The organism is Salinivibrio sp. MA427 (assembly GCF_001996115.1).
Taxonomy (GTDB): domain Bacteria; phylum Pseudomonadota; class Gammaproteobacteria; order Enterobacterales; family Vibrionaceae; genus Salinivibrio; species Salinivibrio costicola.
The window spans coordinates 24,212-43,169 of sequence record NZ_MUFH01000004.1; the positions used below are offsets into that span (position 1 = coordinate 24,212).

Sequence of the window (18,958 nt, forward strand, 5' to 3'; positions counted from 1 at the left end):
CGTTGTCGCGTGGCATCGCCACATGAATGAAAAAAGCCCCCGAACCTTTGGGTTGCGGGGGCTTGGTTGCGATGTTGCTGCTGTCTTTCGCGTACCTACACCCCTCGCGGAATAATGACCACGATGAGGCGAATAATGAGAACGATAGCGAAATTTAACATGTGTCTGTCTTATCTTTTATTGGGCCCATTTTATGAGCGTTTTGTTAATTATGTTTTTGTTTATGCCTGCTTGTTGCAGGTCAGTCACGGAGCCGATCTATCGCCGAGTCTCGTGTTTAATTGTTGTGCATTTGTAGTGGTATCACAGACCTCACTCGCATGACAAGAAAAAATTACTCTCAATCACAGATTAGCGCGGCAGTATAAGAGCTGGGTTTCATAGCGATGACAGTAAGCGGAGTGGGAAAATATGGCATTGGCGATAGTTCACAGTCGAGCCTGTGTCGGTGTAGAAGCGCCGAGTGTGACCGTAGAAGTACATATATCCAATGGTTTACCGGGGTTTGCGCTGGTGGGCTTACCGGAAACGACGGTCAAAGAAGCCCGTGATCGGGTACGAAGTGCGATTGTGACTTCTAATTTTGAGTTCCCTTCGCGCCGGATCACCGTCAACCTGGCCCCAGCCGACTTACCTAAAGAAGGGGGACGATTTGATTTACCCATTGCGCTTGGGATCTTGGTGGCGTCGGGACAGTTGCCAGAAAAGCGTTTAAACGCGTTTGAGTTTTTAGGTGAACTGGCGTTGTCGGGACAATTACGGCCGGTTAAAGGCGCATTGCCGGCGGCGCTCGCCAGTCAAAAAGCGCAGCGAGCCCTGGTGGTACCGGATGATAATGCCAATCAAGTGGCGCTGGTAGACAATGAGCGGCATGTGTCAGCGCCCGACCTGATTGCCGTGAGCCAACACCTAGCCGGCCAGCAAAGTTTATGTTTAAACGCTGTCCCTGCCGTGAATGACACGCCAGCGGTGACGCGATGCTTACGCGACATTATCGGTCAGCAACAAGGCAAGCGGGCGTTAGAAATTGCCGCCAGTGGCTCTCATAACTTACTTTTTGTAGGTCCTCCCGGCACTGGAAAAACCATGCTTGCGTCGCGTTTATGTGACTTGCTGCCACCGATGAATGATGATGAAGCGTTGGCCTCAGCCGCCGTCACCTCTTTGACTCAACAACCTTTGCATGAGGGAAATTGGCGTCAGCGCCCTTTCCGTAGCCCCCACCATTCCAGCTCCATGGCAGCCTTGGTCGGAGGCGGCAGCGTACCGCGCCCTGGTGAGATTTCGCTGTCTCACCATGGGGTATTGTTTCTTGATGAAATGCCGGAGTTTGAGCGTCGCGTACTCGATGCGTTGCGCGAGCCGCTTGAGTCTGGCGAAATTGTGATTTCGCGCGCCAATGGTAAAACCCGGTTTCCGGCTCGCTTCCAACTTATCGGTGCATTAAACCCGAGTCCAACCGGTCATCACGAGGGTGAATTGGCCCGGTCTAACCCACAACAAATTCTGCGTTATTTAGCGCGTTTATCTGGCCCACTGTTAGACCGATTTGATATGTCCATTGATATTCCCGCACTGCCACGAGGCTGTCTTTCTAGTGGCGGAGAACGCGGTGAGTCAACGTCGACGGTAAAAGCGCGGGTAGCGGCTGCGCGTGAGCGTATGCTGGCACGCCARGGAAAGGTGAATGCGTTGTTGAGTAATCAAGAAATGGAGCTGCATTGTCAGCTCGTTCAGGCTGATGCGGCGTTTTTAGAACAGGCTTTACATCGATTGGGGTTGTCCGTTCGGGCCTATCACCGCATTATCAAGGTAGCACGTACCATTGCCGATCTTGGCGGCGACGCTCAGATCTCACGACCTCATTTAGCGGAAGCGCTGGGATATCGGGCGATGGATGGCTTATTGCGCCATCTCAACGCCCAAGTCAGCTAATTACTTTTGGGTCAGTAAAAAGTTGATCAACTGGAAGTATTCTTCCGGAGTTTCTACTGTTTTGGGTGTCACGTGATATTTACCGTTGACGATCACCGCAGGCACACCGCGCAAGCCCGCTTTTTCGAACGATTGGTCGAAACGCTTGGCCATGGAGTTCGCGGCAAAGCTGTTGTAAGCGCTGTCAAATTCTTTGCCATCAATGCCGTTATCGACAAACATTTGGCGAACCTCCGCCAGTGATTTCGGTGGGTTTTGTGCCGCATGAATGCGATCAAACATCACCGGAATAATGGTTTTTTGTGCATCGAGCACAACCGCCGCTGCGTAGGCGCGTGTTACCACACTGCCCATCTCGCCGCCCATAAAAGACACATGGTGTTTTACCACTTTCGCATTATCAGGCACTTGTTGTTTGAGCTGCTGGACCAGTGGTTCAAACTGATAACAATGTGGGCAATAGAAAGAGAAAAACTCGGTCACTGTTGGGGAATCAGTTGCCGGCGTCTCTAGCACCTGGTAATCCTCACCAGCTTTAAAGCGGCCTGGTTTAGCATCCGCTACCTCAATCGGTGTTGCAGGCTCTGCCGACTCCGTTTGCGTCTGCGTGGTTTCGGTTGTTGGGGTGGTGTCTGGTGATGTCTGCGTCACGCTCTCAGGCTCAGAGCACGCGGTTAGGCCTACGACCAGTAGCAAAGGCAACAGTTTTTTAAACATGATTGAATGACTCTCCGTTATCGATTGAGTGCTTACGGATACAGTGTAAGCGGTGGTGCTTCAAGGGCGGCAAGTTGTTCTTTAAAAGCGAGTACCTGACCTTCCCAGTATTTTGCATCAGCAAACCAAGGAAATGCACGAGGAAACGCCGGGTCTTGCCAGCGTTTTGCCAACCAGGCCATGTAATGCACCATTCTCAGACCACGCAATGGCTCGATCAGTTGCAATTGGTCGGCAGGGAATTCACGAAATTCGCGATAACCCTCCGCCAAGGTGTCGAGTTGCGCGAGCTGATCGGCGCGACTGCCGTTTAAAAATAGCCATAAATCTTGCATCGCGGGACCGTTACGGGTGTCATCAAAATCGACAAATAGTGGACCGTCTCGCCACAAAATATTGCTGGGATGACAATCGCCATGGAGCCGAATCGCGGGCCACTCCGTGTGCCATCGCGCCGCGATGGCATCGATTAATCGGTCGAGATCAGAGAAGAATGTCGCTTGCAGGCTTGCTGGGATCAAGCTGGCTTCTCCTAGCTCGCGGCGTGGCTGATAAAGGTGGCTGTCGAGATCAAATTTAGCGCGAGTTTGAAAAGGCTTAGCGGCGCCCATTTGGTGGATTCGACCCAGATAACGGCCGACCGCTTCGAGCTGATCCCAATTGTCCACTTCAAAGCCGCGACCGCCCACACTGGGGAATAAGGCAAAGCGAAAGCCTGACGCGTAAAAAAGACTGGTTCCCTCTCGTTGAATCGGCGCAACGACGGGAATATCTGCGTCAGCTAGCTCGCGGCAGAAAGCATGTTCTTCATGAATTTGCGCATCGGACCAGCGAGCGGGCCGATAGAACTTGACCACATAGCGCTGGCCATCATCGGCGACAAACTGGGCCACCCGATTTTCATAGCTGTTCAGCGCGAGTAGGCCGGATTGAGGAAAAATACCGACCGATTCAATCGCATTTAATTGAACGTCGGGAGTAAGAGCATGAAAGTCAAAGCCTATCTCGGTCATACGCCACCTGGCTCCATCTCGTACGTATCGACTGCCAGACTAATCGGCAGTGAGAAAACCTCACCCGCTTGTACACTAACGGTTTGTGGCCCGTGCCATGTCACCTCATCCAAGCCTTTAACCGACAGCTGATATACGTCGTCTGTCTGCGTTTTATTTAAGATTTTTAAGGTGTAGGTATTTTCAACCAGTCCTTGGTTGTTAATGCGATACAGTTGATTACGGTCGCGTATCACATCCAGCTCCATCGGCATGACCGACATCGCCAGATAAATAAACATTGCAGTCACAATAACCATGACCGCCCCATAACCCACCAGTTTTGGTCGCATGACCGCGGTTTTCTTGCCTTCGAGCTTGTGCTCGGTGGTGTAGCTGATTAGGCCGCGCGCGTACCCCATGCGATCCATAGTTTCATCACACGCATCGACACAGGCACCACAGTTGATGCATTCATACTGCAAACCATCACGAATATCGATACCTGTCGGACACACTTGCACACATAGGTTGCAGTCAATACAGTCGCCTAATCCTAATGCTTTGGAATCTTTCTTACGTGGGCGAGGCCCGCGTTTTTCGCCGCGTTTGGCATCATAGCCAACGATAAAGGTGTCTTTATCAAACATTGCGGACTGAAAGCGCGCGTAGGGGCACATGTGAATACACATGATCGATCGCATCCAGCCCGCATTCCCGTAGGTGCAGGCAGCAAAGAAGATCACCCAAAAGCCGACCCAAAAGCTAGTATCGAACGTGACTAAATCGACCGCGAGCGATTGCACGGGAACAAAGTAACCGACAAATGTGGCGCCCGTGACCAGAGATATGAGCCACCAAGCCGCATGCTTCGCGGCTTTTCGCGCGGCCAATGCCGGCGTAAGTTTGAGCGAGTCTTGTTTTCGGCGTTTGTTGGCCGCCCCCTCCAGCTTTTCTTCAAACCAGATAAAGAGAAAGGTCCATACTGTTTGCGGGCACAAATAGCCACACCACACCCGGCCAAGAAAAGTGGTAATAAAAAAGAGGCCGAAGGCGGCGAGCATCAAAAGTGCAGCCAACAAGGTCAGGTCTTGTGGCCACAACGTGGTGCCGAAAAAATTAAACTTTTGATTGCCTATATCCAGCAAAATGGCTTGTCGGCCTTGATACGGGATCCAGGGCGTTAGCAGAAACAGCAGCATAAAGAACCAGCCCATGTAACGGCGCATTCGCTGGTAATAGCCTTTCACCGCGCGCACATAAATGCGATTACTCGGATTAAAGCGATCGTCGTTACCTTTATGGGTTTTGGGATTGTATTCTTTTGCAGTCACGTCTTTGACGTTAATTTTTTTATCGCTCATGACATTGGCTTTCCTTGGGATAGCGGGTCCATGGTGCATTGCCAGGCCCTAATTATCATTGTGCCTGTGATTGTAGCGCAGCAAACGCCGTGAATACGCTACCAGAGTCATAGTTTGCGATACAGCCACAAACTGAACGAATTCCAGCTATAACAGACGATTAGCGAGGCCACTGACTCACTCTTTTGTTGGGGTAATGCCTCTCGCCCGTAAAATAGCGGCTTTAAAGTCGTCTTCATTGTCTTTTGCAAGGCCAGGAATAGGCGCGTTGCTATCTTCTAGTCGCATTTTGAGTTGATAGATCAAGGTGTCGTCCGATAGCGTTGTTAAGTCATCGCGATGACCGGCCTCTTGGGCAATCAGATTGAGCATGGTCATGAGCGAGTGATCGGGCGTTTGTTGCCAAGATTGGTTCAGTAGATCGAGTAACTCGTTGATACGATGGCAGTGCATGGTGGTATCCTTAATGTGGCACGTAAAAAATACCATTTTGCCCGACGGCGAGCGGTGAATACTTAGCCAAGATCAAATTCCTTTCAGGCGAGAGTTAATTTATCGGCATCACACGATTACGCCCGAGGTTTTTGGCCTTATAGAGTTGTTGATCAGCACGATAAATGAGGTCGGCGCCAGATTCGCGAGCATGCTCGTCGTACTCTGCGACGCCCATAGACACGGTAATATGATCCAATGTTTGGCCACGACGCCGGTCTTTTATCACCATTCTATCGATAGCGGCACGTAGCGTTTCAGCGGTCCGTTTTGCGCTGTTTAGGCGTCTTTTAGGTAACAGTAGCGCAAACTCTTCGCCGCCGTAGCGGAACGCTTGTACGCCTTCTCGGCAGTAGTCGAGTAATCGCTTGGCGACCTGCTTCAAAGCGATATCGCCGAGCACGTGACCGTATGTATCGTTAAGTTGTTTAAAGTGATCGAGGTCGACGAGGACTAAAGCAAACGGCCAGGTTTGTGCGTTTTCGGTGTACGCATTGAGCTCGCGTTCAAAGGCGGCCCGATTGAGCAGGCCGGTTAAGCCATCATGGGTGGCTTGCTCGGTCATCTCTGCGAGGTTTTGTTTTAGTTGGGCAATTTCTTGCTGGGCATCACTCAGTTGGTGTTTAAAGTAGCGGGTCGATTGCGTCAGAGCTTGCGAGTCTTTCACTACATTACGGACAACGGCGATGGTTTCATCAATGGACAACCCTTCGTTTTCAACGCGAGACAGCTGTTCGAATGTTTTGTCGAGTACCGAGTGAAACGCGTCTGTGTCCTGAAGCGTGTCAGACATCGAATGACTCATCTCCGTCATCATTGACTCAAGGCTTTGCTTAAGGCTGCCAATGTTCTGGCTGTGTTTATCCGCCATATGCTTTTGATACAAGATGTCGCTTTGAAGAGGACTGCACGTGCCATGCTCATGGACGGTGGTATCGACGTCAGCGGTGAGCTTTGGATCGGTATTGGCGACGTAGGTGTACCATAGCGCGTAGTTGGTCGGTGTCGTGGGCACCTTATATTTCATCATCAAAGGGACCGCTTTTTTGAGAAATACGGTCGATTGTTGAAATTGATCGTCTGACATGGCGGTCCTTTCTGCTAAGCAACATAGATAGGCACTTTGTTCAGTGTATACCCAAAGTGACAGGAGTGGCAGCGTTGAGATAAAAAGCGTGAGCCTGCAGACACGGATGTCTGCAGGCTTGTGTTGGCGCAATAACGGGTGTTAAAGAAAGAACGGGCTGGGTTGGAATAGGCGTTCAACATCCGGAATGTATTTTTTATTCACCAAGAATAACACCACATGATCATCTTGCTGGATCACGGTTTTATCATGGGCAATCAATACTTCATCGCCTCGTACAACCGCACCTATGGTCGTGCCCGGTGGTAACTTTATCTCGCCAATTGCCCGGCCAACCACTTTGGACGTTGACGCATCACCGTGCGCAATTGCTTCAATTGCTTCAGCGGCGCCGCGTCGTAATGACGACACATTGACAATATCGGCGCGGCGTACATGGGTGAGCAACGCCGAAATCGTCGCTTGTTGGGGGGAGATGGCAATATCAATCACCCCACCTTGAACCAAGTCGACATAAGCACCGCGTTGAATCAGCACCATGACTTTTTTTGCCCCTAGGCGTTTAGCGAGCATTGCCGACATAATATTGGCTTCATCTTCGTTGGTGACCGCGATAAAGACATCAATCTGCTCAATGTGCTCTTCGCTGAGTAATTCCTGGTCAGACGCATCGCCACAAAAAACGGTGGTTTCTTCTAATAGCTCAGCCAAGTGTTCAGCACGAGCTGGATTGCGCTCAATTAACTTCACGCTGTACTGGCGCTCAAGTGCCATGGCTAGGCCAGCACCAATATTCCCCCCACCCACAATCATGATGCGTTTGTAAGGCTTTTCGAGGCGCTGCAGTTCACTCATCACTGAGCGGATATGGTTGCTGGCGGCGACGAAAAAGACTTCATCATCGGCTTCGATAATGGTCGTGCCTTGGGGGCGAATCGGGCGGTCACGCCGAAAGATAGCGGCAACACGGGTATCGACATGCGGCATGTGCTCGCGCAGTGCTGAGAGCGCTTTGCCGACCAAAGGCCCGCCGTAATAGGCCTTAACAGCCACCAGGCCCACTTTTTTGTCGGCAAAGCTGACCACTTGTAACGCGCCTGGGTATTCAATTAAGCGACGAATATAATGCGTCACCAGCTCCTCTGGGGCGATAAGGTGGTCAACCGGACAGGCGTCACTGTTAAACAGTTGCTCTTTTACCGCGAGATATTCAGGACTTCGGATCCGAGCAACACGATTGGGTGTGTTAAAGCGGGTAAAAGCGACCTGACAAGCGATCATGTTTGTTTCATCGGAGTTGGTTACGGCAACCAGCATATCCGCATCTTGCGCGCCAGCCTCTTGCAAGGTCGACGGATGGCTGGCAAACCCGTGTACAACACGTAAGTCGTATTTATCTTGCAGTTCGCGAAGCCGTTCTGGGGCGCGGTCAACAATGGTGATGTCATTGTTTTCTCCGACCAGATTTTCTGCCAAGGTACCGCCGACTTGGCCTGCACCCAAGATAATSATTTTCATGTTGTTGTTACTCCCTGCCTCGTTACTTGCCGGTTGGCTTTTTTAGGCATGCGTAATAGAAGCCGTCCATGTCGTGTTCTCCGGGGAGAATTTGTCGTCCTGGCTGGTCGTGGGTGCCGGTGCGCAATATTGCTGTTGGCTCGCGAGTTAAAAAGGCGCGAATTTGTGTCGCGTTTTCATCCGGTAATACCGAGCAGGTCGCGTAGACCAGCGTACCGCCTGGCGCCAATTGCTGCCACATTGCGTCCAAAATCTCCGCTTGTAACGTGACCAAGGCTTGAATATCGCTATCGCGTCTTAGCCATTTAATGTCCGGATGGCGACGGATCACACCTGTGGCCGAGCAGGGCGCATCCAGCAAAATGCGATCAAATGCTGGGCCCGAATGCCAAGCGCTCGGCAAGCGAGCATCGGCGTGTTTCACCTCAGCATTAAGCCCTAAGCGCGATAGGTTCTCTTTGATCCGCGACAAGCGATTTTCATCGGCATCAATGGCAGTGACGATCGCATCAGGCTGATGTTCAAGAATATGACAGGTTTTGCCACCGGGGGCGGCACAGCAGTCGAGAATGTGCTCTGCTGAATCGGGCTGGAGGTAGTCGACAGCGAGTTGTGCGGCGGCATCTTGTACCGATACCCAACCTTGGGTAAAGCCTGGCAAACGTGTTACGTCGCACGGTGCGTCGAGCTTGATTGCGTCCAAAGCTTGGGTGTGCGGAGAACCAGCGATACCCGCCGCTTGCAGTTCAGCAAGGTAGCTTGCCTGAGTATGATGCTGGCGGTTTACGCGCAACCACATGGGGGCTTTTTGATGGTTCGCCGCGATAATCTCTTGCCACTGGTTAGGGTAGGCCTGTTGAAGACGCGTTAATAACCAGCTGGGATGGCAGTGTTGCCCGGCGGACTCGGCTTGACTGGCATCATCGAGCGAGGCTTGATCGCGTTGATAGTTACGCAATATCGCATTGATAAGGCCACGTAACTGCGGACGCTTGAGTGTTTTGGTCGCGTTGACTGTTTCCGCCACCGCGGCATGGGCCGGAATACGCATATAGCCGAGTTGATAGAGGCCAACGAGTAACAGGTGATGAAACACACGTTGCTTACCTTTTAATGGTTTGTCCATCAAAGCTTGCACGATATGCTCTAAACGCGGCAACCAACGTAAGGTGCCGTAGCAGATCTCTTGCAGTAACGCCGCATCCCGTGGTGCGATGTGCTGCTGCGCAAGTGGCAGTTGCTGCGAGAGAGATTGGCCTTGATCGACCACTTGATATAGAACGCGGGCAGCCGCGGCTCTTACATTCATATGTTTACCCATTAAAAGGCCAAAATGGCATCAGACGATAGCGTCGCCTGTTACATTAAAAAAGGCCAGCGTACTGGCCTTAAACGATGTTGCTACATAAACGCACCCTTTATACTAATTGGGTGCCGGTTTCAAACCACTCGCGACGCGCATTGAGCAGCTCGTGAGCCTGCATGGCTTTCTTGCCCGGTGGCTGTAGGTGTGTCAGCTGAAGAACACCTTTGCCGGTCGCAATTTGAATACCGTGTTTATCAGTGTTAATGACGGTCCCCGGCGCAGCATCAACATCAATATCGAGTGCGTTCGCGCCCCACACTTTGATATTTTGCTCACCTAAGGTGAAAAAACTCACCGGGCGAGGATTGAATGCGCGTACACAGCGTTCGATAAACGCCGCGTCTTGATGCCAATCGATATGAGCTTCTTGCTTGGTTAGCTTTTCGGCGTAATTGGCTTTGGCGTCATTTTGCGGTTCAGCCAATATAATGCCGTTGGCCATATCATTGAGGCAATCAATCAGTGCCTGTGGACCCAGCTCAGCCAAGCGCTCATACAGACTGCCACTGGTTTCTTTGTCGTCAATCGGTAAGGTGGCGATTTTTAACATGTCACCGGTATCGAGCCCTTCATCCATCTGCATGATGGTGACGCCGGTTTCGTTGTCGCCTGCCCAGACCGCTCGCTCAATCGGTGCGGCCCCCCGCCAACGTGGCAAAATTGAGCCATGCACATTAACGCAGCCCAATCTTGGGATCGTTAACACGGCTTTCGGCAAAATAAGTCCATAGGCGACCACCACCAGAACGTCGGCATCGAGTGCGGCTAACTCGGCCTGTGCCGTTTCGTCACGCAACGTGCGAGGCTGGTATACTGGGAGTGCATGTTCAATCGCCAGTTGTTTAACTGGGCTCGCCGTGAGCTTTTTGCCCCGTCCTGCTGGTTTATCTTCGCGGCTATAGACCGCAATGACCTCATGCTCACTGTCGAGCAAGGCTTGTAAATGGCGCGCGGCAAAGTCCGGCGTGCCCGCAAATACTATACGCAGCGGTTTGCTCAAAGTGACCTCAGCTTACTTTTTGGTTAGCGCGTTTGAGTTTTTCCATTTTTTGCTTGATGCGTTGGCGCTTCAATGGTGATAGATAATCAACGAATAGCTTGCCTTCTAAGTGGTCAAGCTCGTGTTGAATACAAATCGCCAGTAAGTCGTCTGCATCGAACTGAAATGGGTTGCCGTCACGATCGAGTGCTTTGACCGTCACTTCGGCTGCTCGAGGCACTAAGGCACGTGAGCTCGGCACAGAGAGGCACCCTTCTTCAATACCGTCTTCACCGCGCTTTTCGATAATTTCAGGGTTGATCAGCACCATAGGCTCGTCACGCGTTTCTGATACATCGATCACGACCATGCGTTGGTGAAAATCAACCTGAGTAGCGGCAAGACCGATACCGTCTTGGTCGTACATGGTTTCAATCATGTCATCGGCCATTTTCTGGATCTCAGGGGTAACGGTATCCACCGGTTTCGCAACGGTGCGAAGGCGCTCATCTGGAAATGTTAATACGTTCAGTAAAGCCATAACGTCTCGCAAAAATTGAACTGTGCCGAATGCGGCACGGGATAATTGGGTTAATTCTAGACATTTTGCCAGCCAATTGACAGCATCAGCGCGTTCTGTCTGACAAGGAAGACGACGATGACAAAGAAACTGTGTAGGCTTGCTATGGCAGTCCTATTGACAGCGCTACTCCCGTTCAGTGTGGCGGCACAAAAGAGTGAAACACGTTATACCGTTGAGCGTGGCGATACGCTTTGGGATATTGCCGCCACCTTTTTTGCTGACCCTTGGCATTGGCCAAAGGTATGGTACGACAACCCAAGTATAAAGGATCCACACCTTATCTACCCGGGCGATACGTTGACGCTAAAGTGGCAACAAGGGAAACCGCATCTAACATACCAAGCCTCTCACACGATAGCCGCAGACGAACCGGCATCGCCTGTGCCCAGTGTTGCGCCCTTACTCTTACCCCACCTAGCACAAGATACCTTGATTGAGAAAGCACGATTAGTCGCGTTACCCAGGGTGTTGGGCTCGCCTGAGGGGCGTCGCCTTTTATCGGCGGCAGACACTGTGTATATCGATGCCGCATTACACGCGATCGATTGGCAGGTATATCGGGTCGCGCACACCTTTTCGCATCAACGCGCAGATCAAACGGCTGATAATCGCCCACAAATGGTTAGCTTGACGCACGTGGCCAATGGTTCAATCACCGACGTGGCGTCGAACTATAGCGTGATGACACTGACTCAGGTCAATCAAGAGATACGACCCAATGACGTGCTATTGCCGGCCCCCGACCGTGTTCAGGCGCCATTCTGGCCTTATCCTGCGAAAATCAAAGCGACCTTATTGGGTCACCTTTACGGCAGTGAATACGTGGCTCAAGGGCAGTTAGTCGTTCTGGATAAAGGGGCAAAGGCGCAGGTTTCGGCTGGGCAAGTATTTGAAGTCACTCAACCTGGAAAACAGGTCGTGAATCAGCCAGGTGAGTACCAGTATCAAGCACAAGCCGATAAAACCCCACGTGAGGTCACTGTATTACCGAACGTCAAAGTCGGTGAGCTGATGGTTATCCGCTCCTATCCATGGATGAGTTTGGCTGTCGTACAGCAAGCCACTCAGCCGATTAAAGCGGGTATGCAGGCGATTCCGCCTTCAAGCGCTCGGATCAGTCATGAAAGATGAGACGTTATACGCGTGGTTAACCTTGGCTCAAGTGCCACGGCTACGGGCCGGGCAACGTCGAAAACTCTTATCGACATGGCCGGTCGAGGCTATCCATCAGCAATCTCAGCAGGCGTTGGCCGCGATTGGATTAAGTGAGGATCAATGCCAGGCGATATGCAGCCCAAATCAGGCGTTAATCAATGCGAGCTTGCGCTGGGCCGAGGCGCCCGATTGCCACTTATTGTGTTTTGATCATCCCGCTTATCCCTCGTTGTTAAAAGAAATCGCCAGCGCGCCTCTCATTCTCTATGTTCAAGGTGATCCCAGCGCCTTAGCCAAGCCCCAGCTCGCCATGGTTGGCAGTCGTCATGCCACCCAATCTGGATTGACGACGGCTTATCACTTTGCCAAACAGTTGGCCGACTACGGGTTGACCATTACCAGCGGTTTAGCCTTGGGCATTGATGGGCGGGCGCATAAAGGTGCCTTAGACGGCAATGGACAAACATTGGCGGTGCTCGGCAGCGGGCTAGGGCGTATTTATCCTGCACGTCACCGTGACTTAGCCAGCCAAATTATTACGCAAGGGGCGTTGGTGTCCGAGTTCTGGCCAGATGCGCCGCCACGGGCGGAACACTTTCCTCGTCGTAACCGTCTGATCAGTGGCTTATCAGCGGGCGTATTAGTGGTGGAGGCTGCACCGCAAAGTGGCTCATTGATTACCGCGCGCTACGCACTTGAGCAAAATCGAGGGGTGTTTGCGATCCCAGGCCCAATCGATCAGGTCCAAGCGCGTGGATGCCATCAATTGATCAAGCAGGGCGCAACCTTGACGGACAGTGTGGATGATATTTTAAGTGAAGTAGACAGTTTGGTTCAGTTTGCAGTGAGCCAACAAAGCGAATTATTTAGTGATGCGCCCAAGTTAGATGCCGATCAAGGATTGCCATTTCCCACGCTGTTGGCTAACGTAGGGACTAACGCGACGTGTGTCGACGTACTAGCTGAGCGCTGCAACCAACCGGTTCACGAAATCATGATGCAGTTGTTAGACTTAGAACTCCAGGGGCTTGTAGCAGCAGTACCCGGTGGCTATGTCAGAACGAGGAGGGGCTAGCCATGATGGACATTCTTATGTACCTGTTTGAAACCTACATCCACAGTGATGTCGAGGTCATTATCGATCAGGACGAGTTAGCGGATGAATTGTCCCGTGCGGGTTTTCATCAAGATGATATTTATAAGGCCCTAAACTGGCTGGAAAAATTAGCTCAGTTACAAAACGCGGATAAACAGCCCTATCTAACAGGCAGTGCACAGAGCTCGATTCGTGTATTCACCGAGCAAGAAACCCGTTTTCTCGATCAAGAAAGCCGAGGTTTTTTATTGTTTTTAGAACAAGCTGGGGTGCTGTCACCAGAAACGCGTGAGATGGTGATCGATCGGGTGATGGAGTTAGAAACGCAAGAGTTTGGTTTGGATGATCTAAAATGGGTGATCCTAATGGTGCTGTTTAACGTGCCAGGTAATGAGCGCGCGTATACGCAAATGGAAGACATGCTGTACGACGCACAAGAGGGGTACGTGCATTAACGCTTATCAATAACAGTAAAGGTGTGAATGAATACAGATAACACCCCGAAGACCCAGGAGCGCTGCCCGGAATGTGGCAGCGCTCTTGCGTTTAAATCGGGCAAACGAGGCCCGTTTCTGGCCTGTACGGCCTATCCAGACTGCCACTATACCAAAGCGTTACACCATGGTGATGGCCATGTGGTGAAAGCGCTTGGCGTGACCTGTCCGGCGTGTCAGCAGGGAGAGTTGGTGCTGCGCCAAGGTCGATTCGGCATGTTTATTGGCTGTGATCAGTTCCCGCAATGCACGCATATCGAAAAACCAGATGAACCCGATCACACCACTCTGACCTGCCCAGCCTGCCACAAAGGTGAGCTGGTGGAGCGTACCTCGCGCTATGGCAAGCGCTTTTTTGCCTGTGATCAGTACCCTAAGTGCCATTTTGCCGTGAATGCACAACCGATAGCTGGTACCTGCGAGGCATGTGGTTTTGCACTCTTGGTCGAGCGTAAAAAAGGTGGGAAAACCGTGCATCAATGTGCTGATAAGCCCTGCAGCGCGATTCAAGATGAATCGGCTGCAGAGTCGGAGAGCGAGGATTAATCGGCTTGTGCGGCCAGTGCTAACGCGGCGGACTGTAAACCGTGAAAGGTGTCGTCGGGCAGGTAGCTGGCGAGGCTCGCTAACGTGGTGGCAAGCTCGGCGTTCGAGGTGGCCGTGACATTGATATGGCCCACTTTGCGCCCCGGGAGAGGCGTTTTATTGTACCAATGCACATGGGCGTCGCGATAGGTCGCAAGCGGGACACTACCTTGACCCAAAATATTGATCATCGCAGTGGGCTGAACCAAACGGGTAGCGCCAAGCGGTAAGCCGCTGACCGCACGCAAGTGGTTTTCAAACTGACAACAGGCGCTACCTTGCTGGGTCCAGTGGCCCGAGTTATGGACTCGAGGTGCGATTTCGTTCACCAGCAAGCGACCGTCAACATCAAAAAATTCGACCGCGAGCACACCCACGTAATTGAGTGTGTCGGCAATCTTTTTCACCATTTCAGCCGCTTGTAACTGCAAACCCTGTTCGTCAGGCCGTGCCACCGACAAAGTCAGTACGCCGTTGTGGTGATGGTTTTGGGTTAGGCTGTAGCTGGCAAATTCGCCATTGGCACCACGTACACCAATTAGTGACACTTCACGCTCAAAAGGGATCATGGTCTCAGCAATGATCGCCTGGCCATCGCGCTGCTCGGGCGCGGCAAGAAAGGCGTCCAATTCGGCCCATAATGCGCTGAGATCATCACCATCACGATAGCGCCATTGCCCTTTGCCGTCATAACCATCGAGCGTGCTTTTTAACACCAAGGGCGCGCCCAGTGCATCGACGGCCTTTTCCAAATCCGCCTGTGTATACACCACACGGTATGGCGCGTTAGCCACCCCAGCTTGCATCAATAAGGCTTTCTCTATTTGACGGTCGCCACCGGTTAAAATTGCCTGCGCACTGGGGCGTAACTTTCCGCTTTGCTCGCATTGATGCAAAATGTTGGCAGGAATATGTTCAAATTCAGCGGTGATAATATCCGCGCCGGCTATCGCGGTATCGAGCCCTTGACCGAGTGGCTGCTGGGTTAAAGGATGGATAATGTCGCCGCTGCGCACATCATAAGCACTGACGATAAGATTGAGCGGCGCGCCGGCTAATGCCATCATCCGGGCCAGTTGTCCCGCGCCTAACACCAGAATATTCATGGCCTTACCCTTGTGGGTTGGGTTGAGCGAGAACGGCTTCAGTTTGCGTTTGGCGAAACGCATCCACTTTTGCCATCAAATTAGGGTCGGCAGTGGCGAGAATTTGTGCCGCAAGGAGGCCTGCATTCGCGGCGCCTGCCTCACCAATAGCGAGCGTGCCCACCGCCACGCCTTTTGGCATTTGAGCAATCGAAAGCAATGAGTCCATGCCTTTTAACGCTTTCGACTGGACCGGTACGCCGAGTACCGGCAGGCTGGTGTGTGCGGCAGTCATCCCGGGTAGATGGGCGGCACCACCGGCGCCGGCAATAATCACTTTAATCCCGCGCTCAGCCGCTTGCTGGGCATAGTCGGCAAGTAACTGTGGCGTGCGATGGGCGGAGACAATACGGGTTTCGTAAGGGATAGCAAAGTGATCCAACATAGCCGCTGCATGTGTCATGGTAGGCCAATCGGATTGCGAGCCCATGATGATACCGACAGTCATAATACGTCCTTCTTGATGACAAGCGTGAATAAGTTAAGCTGAGCGTGGCGTGAATTATACCCAGATTTCATCGCAAGGAAAACGTTTGCGTCAGCGGTGGGAGATGAAATTCCGTTAAGATCCCACTGCGTGGATCAGGTAAAGTACACACATAGTCTCAGTAACAAAGGATGTGAGCGTGGCACACGGTCAGTCGACAATTGATAAGCAAGCCGTGAAGGCTTTTTTCCTCCAGCTTCAAGATGATATTTGCCAACAGCTTGCGCAACAAGATGGTCAAGCGCACTTTATTGAAGATGCGTGGGAGCGTGAGAAAGGGGGCGGTGGCCGTAGTCGCGTCCTGCGTCAGGGCCACGTGTTTGAACAAGCGGGAGTGAACTTCTCGCATGTATTTGGCGATCAAATGCCTGCTTCGGCGACAGCACACCGTCCGGAGCTCGCCGGGCGCTGTTTTGAGGCCATGGGGGTGTCGTTAGTGATCCATCCTCATAACCCATACGTGCCAACCTCACACGCGAACGTGCGGTTTTTCATTGCCGAAAAAGAAGGCGCTGATCCTGTGTGGTGGTTTGGCGGTGGCTTTGACCTCACGCCTTTCTATCCGTTCGAGGAAGACTGCCAGCACTGGCATGAGACCGCCAAAGCCTTGTGCGCGCCCTTTGGTGATAGCGTGTACGCTGATCACAAAGCATGGTGCGATCGCTATTTTTATCTGCCCCATCGCGATGAAACCCGTGGCGTCGGCGGGCTTTTCTTTGATGATTTGAACCAATGGCCATTCGAACAGTGCTTTGCCTACACCCAAGCGGTTGGAAAAGGTTTTATCGATGCCTATCTGCCGATTGTACAGTGCCGCAAAGCTACGCCCTATGGTGAGCGTGAACGCGATTTTCAGCTTTACCGTCGCGGACGCTATGTTGAGTTTAACTTGGTGTATGACAGAGGCACGCTATTTGGCTTGCAAAGCGGTGGGCGTACCGAATCTATTCTGATGTCGATGCCGCCGATGGCGCGTTGGGAATATAATTGGTCACCTGATGACGATGCGCCGGAAGCGAGACTCTATCGCGACTACCTTAAACCGAGGGAGTGGTAACCAATGACCGATCGTTATTGCGTGGTCGGCCACCCGATTGGCCACAGTAAGTCGCCGCAGATCCACGCCGCGTTTGCGACACAAACCCAACAAGACATCGACTATCAAGCCATTGAGGCGCCGCTTGAAGGCTTTGTGACCACCATGCAGGCGTTTTTTGCGCAAGGAGGGCGCGGCGCCAATGTGACCGTGCCTTTTAAACAGCAAGCGTATGATTGGGCTGATACACTGACAGAGCGTGCCCGCCGCGCCGGTGCCGTGAATACGCTGGTTAAGCAAAGCGATGGCTCTCTACTCGGTGATAACACCGATGGCGCCGGTTTGGTGACTGACTTACACCACCACCATGTGGCACTGCRCGATAAGCGCATTATAGTCGTGGGAGCGGGCGGTGCCGCACGGGGTGTGTTGCTTCCTTTACTGGAGCAAGCGCCAGCATCGCTGATGATTGTCAATCGCACCGAGCAAAAAGCCCAGCAATTAGCCGCTGCATTTGGTGAGGCCGGACCGATCGCCAGTCATGCCGTGGATAAACCTGTGGCGGCGCCTGTTGATGTGATCATTAATGCGACCTCGGCAAGCTTACATCAAAGCTATCCCCCTCTCCCGCAAGGAGCGATTGGCCCAGCGACCACTGTCTATGACATGGTGTATCAAGCTGGCAGCACAACCAGCAACCAATGGGCGCAACGCCAAGGAGCAGGGCGGTGTTTAGACGGCTTGGGCATGCTGGTGGAACAAGCGGCGGAAAGCTTTGCTATATGGCGCGGCTGTCGGCCACAAACCGAACGTGTGCGCGAGCAGTTAAGAGAGGCACTCAATCGATGAATCAGTCCCTTATTCTGGCTGCGGACGAAGCGCAGGTCGATACGGCAAAGGCCCGTGTTTGTTTTTACGGCCAGCTTAATGGTGCATTGCTAACATGCGCTGTCCGCTTTACCACCTTATCTGCGCTCGCCGGCTGTGCGGTGGACACGGATAATGCGCAGGCGATCGTCGAACAGGTATGGTTTGATATTGAAGAGCAAATGGAAGCGGCCATCGAATCAGAAGCGTTTGAACCCGATGGCAGCTTGGTGATCTAGTGCTCGCAGCGGTAGATGTCTTTGGTGTCGACATAGTTTTGCGCTGAGCGGGCAAAATAAGCACGCTCTTTGTCAGTGAGGGGGCGGACCTGTTTGACCGGTGAGCCAACATAAAGGTAGCCGCTCTCTAAGCGTTTTCCTGGTGGGACTAAACTGCCAGCGCCAATCAGCACTTCATCTTCTATGACAGCGTCATCAAGAATAATCGTCCCCATTCCCACGAGGACTCGGTTGCCAATCCGGCAGCCATGCAACATAACCTTGTGGCCGATTGTCACTTCTTCGCCAATGATCAGCGGGTAACCTTGTGGGTTTTCGGCATTTTTATGGGTGACATGAAGGACTGAACCATCTTGTACATTGGTTCGTGCGCCAATCTGGATATGGTTCACGTCACCACGCGCCGCAACCAGCGGCCAAATACTCACATCATCGCCTAGCGTAATATCGCCAGCCAATACACTGGATTCATCAATATAGACGCGTTCGCCAAGCTGAGGCGTCATGCCTTTATAAGCGCGCAGCTGTTTTGCCATCACAAATCCCTCTTTATATCGCTATACAATGTCAGATAACGCTGACTTTGTTACCAGTTTTACACTCTAGCGAGCAAAAAAACAGCGAGTGACAGTTTTTTTCTAAAAAACCACTAAAAAGGGGTTGCCAATCTGATCAGCTTCCCTATAATGCGCCTCCATCGACACGGCACGTAGGGCAAGCGCTCAGCGCCATGTTGAAGTAAAAAATCAAATAAAAATAAACGCTTGACGTGAGTTTTTAAAAGATTAAGATAGCCGTCCACTTAACGCCAAGCGTTAGGG

Annotated in this window: 19 protein-coding genes and 1 pseudogene; 8 read left to right on the top strand and 12 right to left on the bottom strand. The window is 52.1% G+C overall.

Annotated elements, in window-relative coordinates; all coding sequences use genetic code 11:
• The first annotated feature begins 411 nt into the window (after window positions 1-411).
• Window positions 412-1,935 (top strand): YifB family Mg chelatase-like AAA ATPase, encoded by a 1,524-nt coding sequence (locus tag BZG79_RS00935; RefSeq protein WP_077661250.1) that lies wholly within the window; start codon window positions 412-414, stop codon window positions 1,933-1,935.
• On the opposite strand, the gene BZG79_RS00940 is transcribed toward BZG79_RS00935, so the two are convergent.
• From BZG79_RS00940 to def, 9 genes and pseudogenes are all read right to left on the bottom strand, one after another.
• Window positions 1,936-2,652 carry a thiol:disulfide interchange protein DsbA/DsbL gene (locus BZG79_RS00940; RefSeq protein WP_021022733.1) on the bottom strand — a complete coding sequence of 239 codons (717 nt, stop codon included), beginning with the start codon at window positions 2,650-2,652 and terminating at the stop codon, window positions 1,936-1,938.
• Between the two features lie 32 nt (window positions 2,653-2,684).
• The gene (locus tag BZG79_RS00945; RefSeq protein ID WP_021022732.1) at window positions 2,685-3,665 is read right to left on the bottom strand and encodes a serine/threonine protein kinase; all 981 of its coding nucleotides are present in this window, start codon (window positions 3,663-3,665) and stop codon (window positions 2,685-2,687) included.
• 14 nt (window positions 3,666-3,679) lie between these two features.
• Window positions 3,680-5,008 (bottom strand): annotated as a pseudogene (gene ccoG, locus BZG79_RS00950) (cytochrome c oxidase accessory protein CcoG); the annotation flags it as partial.
• Between the two features lie 177 nt (window positions 5,009-5,185).
• The gene (locus BZG79_RS00955; RefSeq protein WP_077576863.1) at window positions 5,186-5,461 is read right to left on the bottom strand and encodes a YihD family protein; all 276 of its coding nucleotides are present in this window, start codon (window positions 5,459-5,461) and stop codon (window positions 5,186-5,188) included.
• Between the two features lie 94 nt (window positions 5,462-5,555).
• The gene (locus BZG79_RS00960) at window positions 5,556-6,587 is read right to left on the bottom strand and encodes a diguanylate cyclase (RefSeq protein WP_077576864.1); all 1,032 of its coding nucleotides are present in this window, start codon (window positions 6,585-6,587) and stop codon (window positions 5,556-5,558) included.
• A gap of 141 nt (window positions 6,588-6,728) precedes the next feature.
• Window positions 6,729-8,105, bottom strand: coding sequence for a Trk system potassium transporter TrkA (trkA, locus tag BZG79_RS00965; RefSeq protein ID WP_077773544.1), 1,377 nt, complete (start codon window positions 8,103-8,105; stop codon window positions 6,729-6,731).
• Between the two features lie 22 nt (window positions 8,106-8,127).
• Window positions 8,128-9,414: a 16S rRNA (cytosine(967)-C(5))-methyltransferase RsmB gene (gene rsmB, locus BZG79_RS00970; RefSeq protein ID WP_077679283.1), complete on the bottom strand. Its 1,287-nt coding sequence runs from the start codon at window positions 9,412-9,414 to the stop codon at window positions 8,128-8,130.
• Window positions 9,415-9,523: 109 nt separating this feature from the next.
• Window positions 9,524-10,471 carry a methionyl-tRNA formyltransferase gene (gene fmt / locus BZG79_RS00975; RefSeq protein ID WP_021022726.1) on the bottom strand — a complete coding sequence of 316 codons (948 nt, stop codon included), beginning with the start codon at window positions 10,469-10,471 and terminating at the stop codon, window positions 9,524-9,526.
• A gap of 7 nt (window positions 10,472-10,478) precedes the next feature.
• Window positions 10,479-10,991, bottom strand: a complete 513-nt coding sequence (gene def / locus BZG79_RS00980) for a peptide deformylase (protein WP_077461770.1) — start codon at window positions 10,989-10,991, stop codon at window positions 10,479-10,481.
• 117 nt (window positions 10,992-11,108) lie between these two features.
• Here def and BZG79_RS00985 point away from each other — a divergent pair, with 117 nt between their 5' ends.
• Genes BZG79_RS00985 through BZG79_RS01000 form a run of 4 tightly spaced genes read left to right on the top strand, consistent with a single transcriptional unit; the run spans window position 11,109 to window position 14,324 of the window.
• A complete protein-coding gene (locus BZG79_RS00985) occupies window positions 11,109-12,164 on the top strand; it encodes a LysM peptidoglycan-binding domain-containing protein (protein ID WP_077773545.1) in 1,056 nt (351 codons plus the stop codon).
• A complete protein-coding gene (dprA, locus tag BZG79_RS00990; RefSeq protein ID WP_077661248.1) occupies window positions 12,154-13,263 on the top strand; it encodes a DNA-processing protein DprA in 1,110 nt (369 codons plus the stop codon). Before BZG79_RS00985 ends, dprA begins: the two co-directional genes overlap by 11 nt.
• 2 nt (window positions 13,264-13,265) lie before the next feature.
• The gene (locus tag BZG79_RS00995; RefSeq protein WP_021022722.1) at window positions 13,266-13,739 is read left to right on the top strand and encodes a DUF494 family protein; all 474 of its coding nucleotides are present in this window, start codon (window positions 13,266-13,268) and stop codon (window positions 13,737-13,739) included.
• A gap of 27 nt (window positions 13,740-13,766) precedes the next feature.
• Window positions 13,767-14,324 carry a type I DNA topoisomerase gene (locus BZG79_RS01000; RefSeq protein ID WP_021022721.1) on the top strand — a complete coding sequence of 186 codons (558 nt, stop codon included), beginning with the start codon at window positions 13,767-13,769 and terminating at the stop codon, window positions 14,322-14,324.
• Here BZG79_RS01000 and BZG79_RS01005 read toward each other — a convergent pair.
• A complete protein-coding gene (locus tag BZG79_RS01005; RefSeq protein WP_077576868.1) occupies window positions 14,321-15,469 on the bottom strand; it encodes a 5-(carboxyamino)imidazole ribonucleotide synthase in 1,149 nt (382 codons plus the stop codon). The two genes, BZG79_RS01000 and BZG79_RS01005, sit on opposite strands and share 4 nt — an antisense overlap.
• Window positions 15,470-15,473: 4 nt before the next feature.
• The gene (purE, locus tag BZG79_RS01010) at window positions 15,474-15,956 is read right to left on the bottom strand and encodes a 5-(carboxyamino)imidazole ribonucleotide mutase (protein ID WP_077576869.1); all 483 of its coding nucleotides are present in this window, start codon (window positions 15,954-15,956) and stop codon (window positions 15,474-15,476) included.
• 178 nt (window positions 15,957-16,134) lie between these two features.
• Between purE and hemF the strand changes: the two genes are divergently transcribed.
• Genes hemF through BZG79_RS01025 form a run of 3 tightly spaced genes read left to right on the top strand, consistent with a single transcriptional unit; the run spans window position 16,135 to window position 18,137 of the window.
• A complete protein-coding gene (hemF, locus tag BZG79_RS01015; protein WP_077576870.1) occupies window positions 16,135-17,052 on the top strand; it encodes an oxygen-dependent coproporphyrinogen oxidase in 918 nt (305 codons plus the stop codon).
• Between the two features lie 3 nt (window positions 17,053-17,055).
• Window positions 17,056-17,880, top strand: a complete 825-nt coding sequence (aroE, locus tag BZG79_RS01020) for a shikimate dehydrogenase (protein ID WP_077773546.1) — start codon at window positions 17,056-17,058, stop codon at window positions 17,878-17,880.
• The gene (locus tag BZG79_RS01025) at window positions 17,877-18,137 is read left to right on the top strand and encodes a DUF1488 family protein (RefSeq protein ID WP_021022716.1); all 261 of its coding nucleotides are present in this window, start codon (window positions 17,877-17,879) and stop codon (window positions 18,135-18,137) included. The genes aroE and BZG79_RS01025 overlap by 4 nt, the downstream gene beginning before the upstream one ends.
• Here BZG79_RS01025 and BZG79_RS01030 read toward each other — a convergent pair.
• Window positions 18,134-18,673 carry a gamma carbonic anhydrase family protein gene (locus BZG79_RS01030; protein WP_021022715.1) on the bottom strand — a complete coding sequence of 180 codons (540 nt, stop codon included), beginning with the start codon at window positions 18,671-18,673 and terminating at the stop codon, window positions 18,134-18,136. The genes BZG79_RS01025 and BZG79_RS01030 overlap by 4 nt on opposite strands.
• Window positions 18,674-18,958 lie beyond the last annotated feature (285 nt).